At 67.6% G+C, this 14,171-nt stretch carries 11 protein-coding genes; 5 read left to right on the top strand and 6 right to left on the bottom strand.

Going from position 1 to position 14,171, the window contains the following annotated elements:
* Nucleotides 1-5: 5 nt before the first annotated feature.
* Nucleotides 6-545, bottom strand: a complete 540-nt coding sequence (locus tag ABD655_RS03195) for a YaeQ family protein (RefSeq protein ID WP_344711594.1) — start codon at nt 543-545, stop codon at nt 6-8.
* Nucleotides 546-669: 124 nt separating this feature from the next.
* Here ABD655_RS03195 and ABD655_RS03190 point away from each other — a divergent pair, with 124 nt between their 5' ends.
* From ABD655_RS03190 to ABD655_RS03170, 5 genes are all read left to right on the top strand, one after another.
* Nucleotides 670-1,248 carry a flavin reductase family protein gene (locus tag ABD655_RS03190; protein WP_344711593.1) on the top strand — a complete coding sequence of 193 codons (579 nt, stop codon included), beginning with the start codon at nt 670-672 and terminating at the stop codon, nt 1,246-1,248.
* A 126-nt stretch (nt 1,249-1,374) separates the two neighbouring features.
* Complete coding sequence (locus ABD655_RS03185) at nt 1,375-2,259, top strand: MarR family winged helix-turn-helix transcriptional regulator (protein WP_344711592.1); 885 nt, start codon at nt 1,375-1,377, stop codon at nt 2,257-2,259.
* Between the two features lie 128 nt (nt 2,260-2,387).
* Complete coding sequence (locus ABD655_RS03180) at nt 2,388-4,304, top strand: FAD-binding monooxygenase (RefSeq protein ID WP_344711591.1); 1,917 nt, start codon at nt 2,388-2,390, stop codon at nt 4,302-4,304.
* Between the two features lie 150 nt (nt 4,305-4,454).
* Nucleotides 4,455-5,591: an N-acetyltransferase DgcN family protein gene (locus ABD655_RS03175; RefSeq protein ID WP_344711590.1), complete on the top strand. Its 1,137-nt coding sequence runs from the start codon at nt 4,455-4,457 to the stop codon at nt 5,589-5,591.
* A gap of 146 nt (nt 5,592-5,737) precedes the next feature.
* Nucleotides 5,738-5,908, top strand: coding sequence for a CsbD family protein (locus ABD655_RS03170; protein WP_344711589.1), 171 nt, complete (start codon nt 5,738-5,740; stop codon nt 5,906-5,908).
* 213 nt (nt 5,909-6,121) lie between these two features.
* Here ABD655_RS03170 and ABD655_RS03165 read toward each other — a convergent pair whose 3' ends face one another.
* The 5 genes from ABD655_RS03165 to ABD655_RS03145 all read right to left on the bottom strand — a co-directional run bounded on the left by ABD655_RS03165 (nt 6,122) and on the right by ABD655_RS03145 (nt 14,170).
* Nucleotides 6,122-8,494: an FdhF/YdeP family oxidoreductase gene (locus tag ABD655_RS03165; RefSeq protein ID WP_344711588.1), complete on the bottom strand. Its 2,373-nt coding sequence runs from the start codon at nt 8,492-8,494 to the stop codon at nt 6,122-6,124.
* A gap of 122 nt (nt 8,495-8,616) precedes the next feature.
* Entirely contained in the window at nt 8,617-10,056 is a 1,440-nt protein-coding gene (locus ABD655_RS03160; protein WP_344711587.1) for an MFS transporter, read from the bottom strand.
* Nucleotides 10,057-10,058: 2 nt separating this feature from the next.
* Nucleotides 10,059-11,816 carry a thiamine pyrophosphate-requiring protein gene (locus ABD655_RS03155; protein WP_344711586.1) on the bottom strand — a complete coding sequence of 586 codons (1,758 nt, stop codon included), beginning with the start codon at nt 11,814-11,816 and terminating at the stop codon, nt 10,059-10,061.
* Between the two features lie 3 nt (nt 11,817-11,819).
* Nucleotides 11,820-13,310, bottom strand: a complete 1,491-nt coding sequence (locus ABD655_RS03150) for an aldehyde dehydrogenase family protein (RefSeq protein ID WP_344711585.1) — start codon at nt 13,308-13,310, stop codon at nt 11,820-11,822.
* Nucleotides 13,311-13,369: 59 nt separating this feature from the next.
* Nucleotides 13,370-14,170, bottom strand: a complete 801-nt coding sequence (locus ABD655_RS03145) for an ABC transporter ATP-binding protein (protein WP_344711584.1) — start codon at nt 14,168-14,170, stop codon at nt 13,370-13,372.
* Between the last annotated feature and the right edge of the window lies 1 nt (nt 14,171).

Here is a 14,171-nt window from a genome sequence, read left to right as displayed (position 1 = left end):
TGCCGTCACACGATCCGGTGGTCGTGGATCGTCGAGGTCAGAGTCGACCCGTTCAGATCGAGGTAGAGCTGTCGCTCGGTGATCGACAGCGTCGCCGTGTTGCGCCGCTCCAGCACCGCGACGGCGGAGTCGACGAAGCCCGGGTCGAAGCTGTGCAGAGTGATCGCCTCGGCGTTGTGGATCCGCTTCCCTGCCCACGGCGCCAGCACCTTGGCCGGATCACGGTGGGTGTAGACCAGCGTGCGGTCCGCGAGCTTGCTGCCGAAGTGCAGCCGTTCGGCATCCGGCGCGCCCACTTCGATCCACGAGGTCAGCCGGCCGGTCGCATCGCGCACGACGATCGCCGGCTCGTTCGTCGTCGATATCCCTTCGCCGAAGGCGATGCCCTCCTCGAACTCGAGGCAGTACGCCAGCACGCGCGTCATCATGAACGCGTCCGTCTCGGAGGGATGGCGGGCAACCCGAAGGGCCAGCTCGTCGTAGACACCGCGATCCACATCGGCCAGCTGCACGGTGAACGTGTGGATCGTCGCGCCTGATGCCATAGCGACCGAGCCTACGCGCTGCCCATGTGCGCGCTGCGTCGTCGCGTGTGCGCAGATGTCGCGGCGTGACGCCCGCGAGGGCCGTTGCGCCTCAGCTCGCCGGCGAAGTCTGTAGCGTCTATATATGAGCCAACCCGCACCGACGACCCCGCGCGCGGATGACGCGTCGCGGCACGCGTTCGGACCCTCGCTCTCGGCCGAGGACTTCAAGACGCTGTTCCGCGGTCATCCCGGTGGGGTTTCGATCATCACCGCCGACGCGGGCGACGGCCCCGTCGCGCTGACGGCGACCTCCGTGTCATCGGTGAGCGCGGACCCGCCGCTGCTGGTCTTCTCGATATCGGACCAATCCTCTGCCGCCGAGGTGCTCGCCCGCGCCGAGACGGTCATCGTTCATCTGCTGGACGCACACGATGTCGAGCTGGCTCGACTCGGCGCCGCCAGCGGCCGCGATCGCTTCGCCGACCCGCAACGGTTCTCGCGACTGCCCACGGGCGAGCCCGTGTATCACGACGTGCGAGCGTGGGTGCGGTGCGCGGTCATCGGCCGGATGGATGCCGGCGGCTCGACCGTCTTCGCCGCGCACGCTCTGAATTCGCAGGTCGAGCGAGACATCTCGCCGGGCGAGCACGGCGATGCGCTGGTGTACCACAACCGTTCGTGGCACCGGCTCGGCGACCACTCCCGCATCGAGGACGAGTAGCCGCGACCGCACGGCGGGTTCCGCTCGCGCCGTCTGCTTGGTGGGCCGGGGTCGGCTTGATCGCGTCGGGGAGTCCCGCCTCGGATCGGTCGGTATCCTGACACGACGGTGTCGGGAGGAACGGTGATGAGCGATCTGCAGACGCGGCATCCCGATTCCGCCGGACTCTCGCGAGTCTGCGGTCATCTGCTGCGACTCGCGCAGCAGGTGCACAACGCGCAGTGGCTGGAGGAGGTCGGCAGCGATCCGACGAGCCCGCAGTATGCGGTGCTCGCGGCGATCGCGGCTTCGCCGGGCGCAGACCAGCGCCATGTGTCCGACGTGGCGTCCCTCGACACGTCGTCCACGATGGATGTCGTGGCGCGCTTGGCCGGACGCGGGTGGGTCACGCGGGCGCGGAGTCCCTCGGATGCGCGGCGGGACATCCTGATGCCCGCGGCGGGCGCCGTCGACGCGCTTGCGAGCCTGCGCACGAAGGTCCAGAGAGTGCAGGAACGCCTGCTGGCCCCGCTTCCCACCGAGGCCCGCGGTGAGTTCACGGAACTGCTCCGGCGCACGGCCCGCGTCGACCCGCGGGGCGAGGACGGCACGTACTCTCCGCTGCACATCCCCGGGCACCTGCTGCGGCGTGCGCAGCAGGTGCACACCGCGCTGTTCGCCGCGGAGTTCGATCGGGAACTCACCGGTCCGCAGTATGCCGCGTTGCGCGTGCTGGCCACCCACCCGTCGATCAGCCAGCGTGAACTCGGCGAGCTGGCGGCGCTGGACAAGTCCACGGCCGCAGACCTCGTCCAGCGCCTTGCGCGTCGCGGGTGGATCACGCGAGAACCGGATGCCGCGGACGGCCGCCGCCGCGTGCTTTCGCTCAGCCCCGCGGGGGAGTCCGCGGTGAGTGGATTCACGCCCCGCGTCGCCCTCGTGCAGGAGCGGCTGCTGGAACCGCTCACCCCGCAGGACCGGGAGAGATTCCTGGCATTGCTGGCGCCGGTCGCCTATATCGCAGCGCCCTGAGCGCCATGTCGGGCGGGCGCTTGGACACTGCTCGCCTTGTGTTCGGACACGCGCCTGCGGTATCCTCCGTATACGTACTAATTCCGGGTCGGTCTCGCGGACGAGCGATCCCACGCAAAGGAGCGGCCATGCAGGCGTACTTGAACGGCTTCCACACCGGCGATCCGGCGATCCTGCGCGCCGACCCGGCCGCGACGAACGAGCCGAAGGGCGACGACACCGTCGACGTGCTCATCGTCGGCACCGGACCCGCCGGCTGCGTGCTGGGCGCCCAGCTCGCCGCCTTTCCGGGCATTCGCACCCGCATCGTCGAGCGCCGTGCCGGTGCGCTCGAGCTGGGCCAGGCGGACGGCATCGCGTGCCGTTCGGTGGAGATGTTCGAGGCGTTCGATATCGCCGACCGCGTGCTGAAAGAGGCGGCGCAGGTCACCGAGACCGTCTTCTGGCGCCCGGACCCCGCCGACGGTTCCCGCATCGTGCGCAGCGGGCGGATCCAGGATGTCGAAGAGGGACTCTCCGAGTTCCCCCACGTCATCTTGAACCAGGCCCGCGTGCAGGAGTTCCTGCTCGAGAAGATGCGCACCGCCCCTCGCCGGCTCGAGCCGGAGTACGGCGTCGAAGTGCTGGCGGTGGACGTGACGGATGCCGCGGACTACCCGGTCGTGGTCCGGATGCGCCGCGTCGACACCGGTGAGGAGAGCATCGTGCGAGCGCGGTACGTCGTCGGCTGCGACGGCGCGCGCAGCACCGTGCGGCAGTCGATCGGCCGGGTGCTGCACGGCGACTCGGCCAACCAGGCGTGGGGCGTCATGGATGCGCTGGTGGTCACCGACTATCCGGACATCCGCTTCAAGTCGGTCATCCAGTCCACCGACGCCGGCAACATGATCATCATCCCGCGCGAGGGCGGCTACCTCGTCCGGTTCTACATCGAGATGGACGAACTGGACCCCGGCGAGCGTGTCGCCGGGCGTGCCATCACCTCGGACGATCTGATCGCGGCCGCGGGCCGCATCCTTCACCCGCACGCGCTCGAGGTCAAAGAGATCGTCTGGTGGTCGGTCTACGAGATCGGCCAGCGACTCACGGACAAGTTCGACGATGTGCCGGTGGACCAGATCGCGACGCGCCTGCCTCGTGTCTTCGTCGCCGGCGACGCGTGCCACACCCACAGCCCGAAGGCCGGGCAGGGCATGAACGTGTCCATGCAGGATGCGTTCAACATCGGCTGGAAGCTCGCCGCCGTCCTCGAGGGTCGCAGCGCCCCCGAGCTGCTGCACACGTACTCTGCGGAGCGCCAGGCCGTCGCGCAGAACCTGATCGACTTCGACAAGGAGTGGGCCGCGATGATGAGCGCGAAGCCCTTGGATGCCGGCTCGGGCGAGGGCGTGGATCCGGCCGCGCTGCAGAACCACTTCCAGAAGCAGGGCCGCTACACCGCCGGGACGGCCACGCACTATCCCCCCGCCCTCCTCACCGGCGACGCGACCTGGCAGCACCTCGCGACCGGTTTTCCGATCGGCGAGCGATTCCATTCCGCGCCGGTCGCGCGCATCGGGGACGCCGAGCCGCTCGAGCTGGGCCATGTCCACCGCGCCGACGGTCGCTGGCGCCTCTATGCATTCGGCGATCGGCGCACCGTCACCGACCCCGCCTCACGGCTCCGGGCGTTCGCGGAGCAGTGGATGGACGGCCCGGCCACGCGCGTCACCCCGGACGGCGCGGACATCGACGCGGTCATCGATGTGCGCGGCATCCTGCAACAGAGCCATCGCGAGGTGGAGCCGACAGCCTTGCCCGAGCTGCTGCGTCCGCACAAGGGCCGGTACGGACTGGCCGACTACGACAAGGCGTTCGCGCCGTCGGCGAAGGGCGACGACATCTTCGACGCGCGGGGCATCGACCGCGCCACCGGATGCCTCGTCCTGGTACGCCCGGACCAGTACGTCGCACACGTGCTGCCGCTGGATGCCGTCGGCGAGCTCGAGGACTTCCTCGCCAGGTTCCTGCAGCCGCAGCGGTCCGACGCCGAACTTCGCGTGTGACGCCCGCGTTCCGGGGTCTCGGTGCTCTCAGGCCCGAACGGTATCGTGACAGTACCGGCGAATGCCGGATCAGGGAAGAGTTTCGCTGACCGTTGGGCAACCGCCCGGCCACGACTCCGTCGCCTCCTCTGAATCACTCAGAGGAATGTCATGCTCTCGTCCGTCCCCAGTTCTGATTCCATCGCGGCCTCGTTGCCCTCCGGCACCACGGCCATCGTCTACTGCGAGGGGCAGTTCGGTCAGCAGGACGGCAAGACCGCCAACGGTCTCGTGCGCCACTCCGAGCGGTACGAGATCCTGAGCGTCATCGACAGCACGCGGGCGGGTGCCGACGCCGGTATGCATCTCGATGGCGTCGCCAACGGCATCCCGGTGCTCGGCAACCTGGCCGAGGCGATCGCCTCCGCCGGGCGGGTGCCCGACTACCTCATCTGCGGCATCGCGCCGGCCTCCGGGCTGCTTTCCGCGGCACAGCGCGTCGTGCTGCTCGAGGGCATCGCGCGGGGCATGCACATCATCAACGGCCTCCACGAGTTCCTCAATGACGACATCGAGTTCGCCGCTGCCAGCCTCCTCGCCGATGTCACGATCACCGACGTGCGCCAGCCGAAGGCGAAGCAGGACCTCCACCAGTTCTCGGGACGGATCTTCGACGTCCCGTGCCCCCGGATCGCCGTCCTCGGCACGGACGGGGCGATCGGCAAGCGCACGACGGCCACCCTTCTGGTCCAGTCGCTCAACGCCCGGGGAATCAAGGCGGTCCTGGTCGGCACGGGCCAGACGACGCTCATCCAGGGCGGCAAGTACGGCGTCGCGCTGGACGCCATGGTTCCGCAGTTCTGCTCCGGCGAGGTGGAGAATCAGGTCGTCGCCGCATACGAGGGCGAACATCCCGACATCATCGTCGTCGAGGGTCAGGGTGCGCTCAGCCATCCGGCCTATCTGACGTCGGCATACATCCTGCGCGGAAGCCGGCCGGCCGGCGTCATCGTGCAGCATGCTCCGAAGCGCACGTCGCTGGGAGACTTCCCGATGCTCCCGATGCCGACCGTAGCCAGCGAGATCGCACTCATCGAGGCGTTCGCCGACACCACAGTCATCGGCGTCACCATCAATCACGAGCACATGAGCGACGACGAAGTGGGCACGGTGATCGACGAATACGAACTCGACCTGGGCATGCCCGTCACTGACCCCCTCACCCGTCCGCTCGATCGGCTCGTGGACATGGTGCTGCGCGCGTTCCCCGCCCTCGAGATGAGCGCCCCGGCGCCCGCTCCGCTCTGACGAGGGCACGTTCGAGGCGGTCCCGGACCCACGAGAAACTGCGTTAGCACAGGTGACGCCAGCGCGCGAGCCCCCTCTGGGTCCGGCATCCGCGACGTAACGTGGCAGGCACGGGAGACACCCGGATTCGCACGGAAGGAATCGCAATGGGACTCGACGACAAGATCAAGAACGCAGCCGAAGACGTGACCGGCAAGGCCAAAGAGGCTGTCGGCAAGGGAACGAACAACGAAAGCCTCGAGCGTGAGGGCGAGGCCGACCAGACGAAGGCCAACCTCAAGAAGGCCGGCGAGAACGTCAAAGACGCGTTCAAGTAAGCCGCTGGATGAGAACCCCCCGTGCCGTTCGGCCGGGGGGTTCTCGCGCGCCTGGATCGTGAACGGCAGGCGGAGCCACAGCTCCCCCTCCGGCACGCCTGATTCCGCAGTCACTTGTTGCGAAGCGCAGGCGGGCCGATCCCGCCATTTACGACTGCGGAACGCGAGAACGTCGCCGACGGGAACCACGCGCTCCGGTGGGTCGCGGGTCCGTCAGGACAGATGAACCGGCTGAGGGCGAGACTTGTGCACCCAGTCCGCGCCCACCGCCTTCTGCTGCCCCTCGCCCCCGTTTTCGGCGCTCTGCCCTGCGGGCACCAGGCTGACGACGATCGACTTGGCGGCCGGCTGGTTGCTGCCGAGGGCGGTCGCATCCAGCGGGAGCAGCGGGTTGGTCTCCGGGTAGTAGGCGGCAGCGCAGCCGCGCGGAATGTCGTACTCGACGATCCTGAAGTCGCGGACCGATCGGGCGACAGCATCCTGATCCCAATGGGTGATCAGATCGACGTGATCTCCGTCGTCGAAACCCAGCGCGGCGATGTCGTCGCGATGGAGGAAGACGACCTTCCGCCCGCCGTTGACCCCTCGATAGCGGTCGCTGAGCCCGTACACGGTCGTATTGAACTGATCGTGACTGCGCATGGTCTGCAGGAGCAGATGCCGGGGAGGGACATCGAGCAGCTCGAGGGGGGAGACGACGAACTCGGCGCGTCCCGATCCGGTCTGGAAGGTCCGAGAGTCGCGTGGTGGATGCGGCATCAGAAAGCCGCCCGGGGCACGGACGTTGACCTCATAGGCCTCGCACCCCGCGACGACGCGGGAGATGTGGCGTCGGATGAGTCGGTAGTCATCGCGCATGCCCCTCCAGTCGATGCCCATGCGCTGGTCCAGCGTCTTCTCGGCGATCGAGGTGATGATCGAGACCTCGGAGCGAAGGTGCGGGCTCGCGGGGTGGAGCGGGCCCCGAGAGGAGTGCACGGAGCACGTGGAATCCTCGACCGAGATCCACTGCGGCCCGCTCGCCTGCACGTCGTGCTCGGTGCGCCCCAGCGTCGGCAGGATCAGCGCGGTCTCGCCGCACACGAGATGCGATCGGTTGATCTTGGTGGAGATCTGCACCGTCAGCTTCGCCCGCCGCAGCGCGCGATACGTGACGCCGCTGTCCGGGCTCGCCTGCACGAAGTTGCCCCCGAGCCCGACGAACACCGTGACCTCTCCGTCGCGCAGAGCCCGGATCGAGTCGACGACGTCATGCCCTGGTTCGCGGGGCGGGTCGAATCCGAACTCCTCCTGCAGCTTGTCCAGAAAGGCCGTCGGCGGCCGTTCCCAGATCCCCATCGTGCGATCGCCCTGCACGTTCGAGTGACCGCGCAATGGCAGAAGGCCCGCTCCCGGCTTGCCGATGTTCCCCTGAGCGAGCGCGACGTTCACGATCTCCTTCACCGTGGCGACACCGTTGCGGTGCTGACAGATGCCCATCGCCCAGCAGAACACCGTCTTCTTGGAGTCGGCGATCATTCGCGCCGCGGCTTCGATCTCTCCGCGGGCAAGACCGGTCGCTTCCACCACCTGGTCCCAGTCGACGGTCCGCACATGCTCGGCCCATGCGTCGAAACCGCTGGTGTAGCGGTCGATGAAGTCGTGGTCCAGAGCGTCCCACTGCACAAGCAGCGACCCGATCGCCTGGAAGAGGGCCAGGTCTCCGTTGATCTTCACCTGCAGGTGAAGATCGGCCACCCGGATGCCGCGGCCGAGGACGTCTCGTGGGCTCTGCGGGTTCTTGAACCGGGTGAGCCCGGTCTCTTTGAGCGGGTTGATGGCGAGGACCTTCGCGCCGCGCCGCTTCGCGATCTCCACGTGCGTGAGCATGCGGGGATGGTTGGTGCCCGGATTGTGTCCGGCGAGGATGAGCAGATCGGCCTGCTCGACGTCGGCCATGACCACGCTGGCCTTGCCGATCCCGATCGACTCGGCGAGCGCGACGCTGGTCGACTCGTGACACATGTTGGAGCAGTCGGGCAGGTTGTTCGTGCCGAACGCCCGGGCGAACAGCTGGTAGGCGAACGCCGCTTCGTTGGAGGCACGCCCCGAGGTGTAGAACGTCGCCTGATTCGGACTGGACAGTCCCTGTAATTCGGCGGCGATCAGCTCGAACGCCTCGTCCCATCCGATCGGCGCGTAGTGCGTGGCTCCGGGACGCTTGACCATCGGGTGAGTGATGCGTCCCTGCTGACCCAGCCAGTACTCCGAATGGGAGTCCATCTCGGCGATGCTGTGGGCGGCGAAGAACTCCGGTGTCGCGCGGTCCTCGGTCGCCTCCTCTGCGACCGCCTTGGCGCCGTTCTCGCAGAACTCGGCGGGATGCCGCTGGCCGGGGTCAGGGTCGGGCCACGCGCAGCTCATGCAGTCGAAGCCGCCGACCTGATTCATCGTGAGCCAGGTGCGCGCGGTGCGGGCGACCCCATCGCGCGGCAGTGCGCGTTCGGCGGCGACGACGACTCCACGGGCGCCAGCAGCGACGGGATCCGGTTTCGAGATGCGCAGCTTCGACTCGTCGTAATCGGCGATCTGTCGCTTCTTGGCCAACAGTCCTCTTCACCGCCGACGCGCGGACGCCGGCCATCAGGCCGAAGGCTGGGTGCACTTCGCAGTCAGCATCATCGTCCCCCCGCGGGCATGTGGCAAGGGTGTGAAGCGGGAGCGCCCCTTCAGGACGCCGAACGGGATGCCGCGGCAGGTGTGCCGCCCGCGCCGGTTGTCGCGACCGACCGGGGCATCGCGAACGAGCCGAACAGGTGGATGAGCGCGAACACGAGCATCAGGGTGAACACGACGCCGATGGCCGACTGAACGACCAACGGGTCTTGGTCGCGCGCCGCGTCCCCGAGCATCGCCTTCCCGACCGCGCCCAACGCGGCAACTCCGAGGACCTGACCGAGGGAACGGAAGAACGTGACGAGCCCGGTGACCATTCCGCGCTGATTCCATGCAACGCTTTCCTGAAGCGCCACCAGCCCCGGCACCGTCGTAAGGCCGAAACCGATCCCCACCAGGGCTGCACAGGCAGCCACCGTGAACACGGACGGGTAGTGGGCGAATGCCGCCAAGCCTGCAACCCCGGCGACGGCGAGCACCGCTCCCAGAACGGTTGTGCGGCGCAATCCCCACCGCAGGGACAGGGTGCCGGCGAGCGCAGAGGATGCCGGTAACCCCAACGCCATCGCCGCGACCGCCACGCCTGCCCAGATCGGCGATGCCCCTCCCGCCACCTGCAGATAGATCGGGGCGAAGGCGGTCAGCCCGACCATGATTCCACCCATCATCAGACCCAGGACCGCCATGACCACGACGAGACGGCGGCGGAACAACCCCAGGGGGATGATCGGCTCGGCGGCACGCCGCTCGCGAAGGACGAACGCGACAAGCAGTGCGGCGCCGACCGCGAAGATCGTCAGACTCGTCGCAGACGTCCACGCCCAGGCACCACCGCCCTCGAGGGCGCCGAGGACGAGCAGGGACAGCGCCCCGGTGATCAGGACAGCTCCGGCATAGTCGATCCGGTGCGCTCGACGCTCGACCTGCTCGTGCACGTTTCGGTAAATGAGCCAGAGTGCCAGCACGCCGATCGGCAGATTGATCAGGAAGACCAGCCGCCACGCGTCCATCATCGCGAAGAAGCCACCCACAAGCGGGCCAATCACGGATGCCGCGGCGAGGGTTACCGCGATGTGACCCTGTACCCGGGCACGATCTTCGCGGTTGTAGAGGTCACCGATGACCGTGAGCGCGAGGGATTGGATAGAACCGCCACCCAGGGCTTGGACCACCCGGAATGCGATGAGAGATGGCATGCTCCATGCCAGGCCACAGAGCACGGAGCCGAGAACGAACACGGAGATTCCGACCAGGAGCAGGCGCTTGCGCCCGACGATGTCCGCGAGCCGGGAGACGACGGGGACCGTAACCGTCATGGTCAGGAGATAGACGGAGAAGAGCCACGGGAACGACGAGAAACCGCCGATGTCGGCTGCGATCGACGGCACCGCGGTGGCGATCACCCACTGCGCCATGCCGATCAGGAAGGTCGCAAGGAGCAGCGCGAGGAGCGCAGGGCCGCGATCGGAACGCAGGCCGATGTCGTCGGACACGTCTACAGCGCATCTTCCTGCTGACGCGAAATCGGTTCGAGGCGCACAGATACCACGGCGGGCGTGCCCTCTGCCACTTTCCTCAGACCAGTCCGCAGGGCCCTCTCCAGGGCGTCGAATTCGGTGACCGTCTCACCCCAGGCGTTGCCTGCCGCGGCGGCGATCGCCGGGAAGTCCGCGCTCTGCTGCAGGTTGACCCAGTAGCGGTCGCTCTGATCGGCGGACTGGCCCGCGTGCTGGCGAGTGAGATTGCGCTTTGTGGCGTTCCAGCCGCCGTTGTCGAGCACGACAGTCAGCACGGGGATGCGGTAGCGGTCCGCGACCCAGTACGTCGAAGAAGGCACAGTGAAGAAGAAGGTCCCGTCACCGACGATGCTGACGACCGTTCGATCCCGATTGGCGAGCTTGACGCCGAGAGCTCCCCCTCCGGACCACCCCAGCGAAGTGCCGCGATTGCCGAAGACGGTTCCGGCCTTGCGCCTCGGCAGATGCTTCCACACGGTGGGTGCCTCAGAGATGGCCTCATTGACGACGATGGCGTCATCGTCGATGAGTCCGGCGAGCACATGCGACACACTCGCGGGAGTGAGCCGACCTGCCACCAGATCCCCTTGAACAGCTTCATCCCAGCGTTGTCGCATCTCGCGACCTCGAGCGGCGGCAGCTTCGACGCGTCCGCGCGTGCGGGCGGACCCCGATGCGCTCAGGCTGGGATCGTCTTCACCACCGGAGCGCAGTGCCGCGAGGACCTGATCGAGCACCAGACCACTGTCCGCACGGATGAATCGGTCTGCCGGCACATACCAGAGCGGGATGGATTGCTGCAGGGGATCCTCGTTGATGACGAAGATCTTCGTGCCGGGGCGTGGCTTGCCGGACCCGGCAAGCCACGGCGCGTCGGTGTCGATCGCCACGATGACGTCCGCGTCGGCGATCGCCGGATGCGGATCATCGCCCAGGTGGAGCGGGTGGTCGAAGGGGAAGCTCAGGACTTCCGCGTTGAATTCGACCACCGGCACACCGAGCCGCTCCGCCACCTCGACGAGCTTCGCCACCGATGCCTGTGCGCGACCCAGGTAGGTCGTCACGATGACGGGTCGCCGCGAGCTCTGCAGGTCGCGAATGAGTTCGTCCACCAGATCGCCCTGTGCCGGGATGGGGGCGACGGGCGACCACTGCTGTGGTGTGAGGTCCGGCCGCGGCACTTCCTCGGCGAGCACCTCCCGAGCGCCGGTGAGGTAGACCGGACCTGCGGGTGCGCTGGAGGCGATCTGCAGAGCTCGGTGGACCAGCTGCGGCACGTTTCTGCCGGTGCGGATGTCGTAATTCCACTTCACGTACTGGCGCACCAGCGCATGCTGGTCGGGGGCGTCCTGGAGGTGGTTGACGTGCGTGTTGCGCGACCCTGGAAGCTCGCCCTCGAGGGTGAACGGGGTGAGCCCGGCGAAGATGAACACGGGGACGCGCGAGCGCGCGGCATTGTGCACGGCACCGCCCAAGTTGGCCGTGCCGACGTCCGTGTGGATGAAAACCGCCTGTGGTTCGCCCGTCGCGGCGGCGTAGCCGTGGGCGGCACTCAGCGCGGTGTACTCGTGCGGGCAGATGACGACCGCCGGCACGTCGATGCCTCGTTCACGATCGGCCGCCAGCGCCTCGATAATGGCGGGGTGGTCACTGCCGAAGTTCGCGAAGAGGTACTTCACGCCCGCCTCGCGCAGCGATTCGAGCAGCAGGGCTGCCGTCGACGGAAGCTGAGTCACCGCCTACCCCTTCGCTTCGGGGAAGGACTGGACATCGACACTGTGGAATTGCAGGTACTCGTCGATGCCGTACGGCGACCCCTCCCAGCCGATCCCGCTCTGCTTCCACCCGCCGAAGGGGATCTCCCGCGACCCCGTGTGACTGAACAGATGATTGTTCACGATCGTCATGCCGGCCTCGATGCGAGATGCGACGGCGAGCGCGCGCTCCGTCGAGCGTGACCACACCGACGAGCACAGCCCGTACTCGGTGTCGTTGGCCAGCGCAATCGCCTGCTCTTCGCCGTCGTAGACGACCACGGGGAGGACGGGTCCGAACTGCTCCTCGCAGACGATCTCATCGTCTGGCTGCGCGTCGAGCACCACGGCAGGCAGCAGGAAGAAGCCGTCGTCCCAGGCCCCGGCATCCGTCTTCGTCCCCAGAACGCGAACATCCCGACCCTGTGCCATCGTCCGCTCCAGCAACCCGCGGACCTTCGTCAGCTGTCCCTCGTTGTTGAGTGGACCCATGGTCGCTCGCGAGTCCAGCACGTCTCCCACGGCGATGCGATCGACCCGATCGACCAGCAGTCGGCGAAACTCATCGATCCGCGAGCGCGGCACGTAGACCCGCTTGACCGCGAAACACACCTGACCGGCTCGACGGAACGCCGAGTCCACGATGCGATCGACGGTGACGGGGAGGTCGGCATCATCCAGCACGATCGCCGGGTCATTTCCACCGAGCTCGAAATGCACGCCCTTGAGCAGGTCCGCCGCTTGGCGCATGATGTGACGAGCCGTCTCTCCACCACCCGTGAAAGAGACCTTGCGCACGTGCCGATGAGCAATAAGCGCACTGCCGACCTCGCCACCGCCGTTGACCACATTGACGACTCCCGGCGGGAGGATCGACGCGGCGATGCGGCCGATGAGGGAGACGCCGAGCGGTGCGAAGGGCGACGGCTTCAGCACGATTGCGTTACCGGCGGCCAGAGCCGGCGCGATCTTGTTGGCCGTGAGGATCATCGGGGCGTTCCATGGGACGATGCACGCCACCACGCCGAAGGGCTTCCGCTCGATCCGCACGAACGTCCCCGGCGAATCCGACGCGTGGTCTCGGGGCGCCAGCTTTGCTTCGAGTTGATCTCCGACCTCGCGGAAGGCGTTTCCGGCGCCCATCAGCTCGCGCCGGATGATCGCGCGGACGCTGCCGTTCTCTCGGGCCACCAACGTCGCGAGCCCCTCCGCGTGGGCGTCGAGTTCGTCCCCGATCCGAGCCAGGAGCGCGACGCGCTCGCCGACGGGGGTCGCCGCCCATGCGGAGGAGGCGGCGAACGCAGCGTCGACCGCGGCGGCGACCTGCTCGACGGTCCCGTCTACCACGGTGCCGACGAGCTCGCTGCGTCGGCCGGGATTGCGCACCTCGAGGAGGCTGTCTCCGGGCACACCGATCCCATCGATGATCTGGTCCAGCCGTACGGTCTCGGATGCGTCGGGCAGCGCGAATGTCATCTTCGTCCTTTGTCCAGAATCGATCGGATCCGAGGCCTGTTCGACCTGCTCGGACCGGCTCACGAGTCGCGGGGCATCACTAGTGAGAGCAGGTGGCTGCGCAGCGCGAGGAAGTCTTCGCTCGATCGCGTCTCCACCTGCGACCGCTCTTCACCGAGGGAGACCTCGACCACCTCTTTCACGACGCTCGGGTTCTTCGAGAGCACGACGATCCGGTCACCCAGGTAGATCGCCTCGTCGATGTCGTGTGTGACGAGCACCACGGTGATCCCCAGCTCACGCCGCACCTTCAGGATCAGATCCTCGAGGTCGAAGCGGGTCTGCGCGTCGACGGACGCGAACGGCTCGTCCATGAGGAGCAGCTCGGGTCGATAAGACAGCGCGCGCGCTATCGCCACGCGCTGCTGCATACCGCCGGACAGCTCCCACGGGTACTTCTTCTCGACGTGCCCCAGGCCGACACTGGCGAGCGCCTCGCTGACGCGCTGAGCCCGCTCGGCCTTGGGCACTCCGCGAGCGGCGAGCGGCAACGCGACGTTCTTCCCGTTCGTGTACCAGGGGTACAGCGACCGGCTGTAGTCCTGGAAGACGAGTCCGAGCTGCTCGGGGACGCTCGTCAGGAGTCGGCCTTCGAAGGTCACCGCTCCCGAGCTGGGAGCGGCGAGGCCGGAGATGCAGCGCAAGAGTGTCGTCTTGCCGGCGCCGCTGGGCCCGACGATGCAGACGAACTCGCCTTTGTCCACGCTGAAGGACACCCGATCGATCGCCATGTTGGCTTGATCGGTGCCTTCGTTGTAGATCTTGCGGAGATCCTCGACGGCGAGGACGACCTCGGTCGCGGTGGAAACGGTGAGCGTCATG

The sequence above is a fragment of the Microbacterium terregens genome (assembly GCF_039534975.1).
In the GTDB taxonomy this organism is placed as follows: Bacteria; Actinomycetota; Actinomycetes; order Actinomycetales; family Microbacteriaceae; genus Microbacterium; species Microbacterium terregens.
This window is presented reverse-complemented; position numbering and strand designations above follow the sequence as displayed.

Coding starts and splice junctions, on each gene's coding strand:
- ABD655_RS03170 (WP_344711589.1), top strand. CDS start 5,738: ATGGGACTCGACGACAAGATCAAGAACGCAGCCGAAGACGTGACCGGC.
- ABD655_RS03190 (WP_344711593.1), top strand. CDS start 670: ATGAGCCAACCCGCACCGACGACCCCGCGCGCGGATGACGCGTCGCGG.
- ABD655_RS03195 (WP_344711594.1), bottom strand. CDS start 545: ATGGCATCAGGCGCGACGATCCACACGTTCACCGTGCAGCTGGCCGAT.
- ABD655_RS03185 (WP_344711592.1), top strand. CDS start 1,375: ATGAGCGATCTGCAGACGCGGCATCCCGATTCCGCCGGACTCTCGCGA.
- ABD655_RS03175 (WP_344711590.1), top strand. CDS start 4,455: ATGCTCTCGTCCGTCCCCAGTTCTGATTCCATCGCGGCCTCGTTGCCC.
- ABD655_RS03150 (WP_344711585.1), bottom strand. CDS start 13,310: ATGACATTCGCGCTGCCCGACGCATCCGAGACCGTACGGCTGGACCAG.
- ABD655_RS03180 (WP_344711591.1), top strand. CDS start 2,388: ATGCAGGCGTACTTGAACGGCTTCCACACCGGCGATCCGGCGATCCTG.
- ABD655_RS03145 (WP_344711584.1), bottom strand. CDS start 14,170: ATGACGCTCACCGTTTCCACCGCGACCGAGGTCGTCCTCGCCGTCGAG.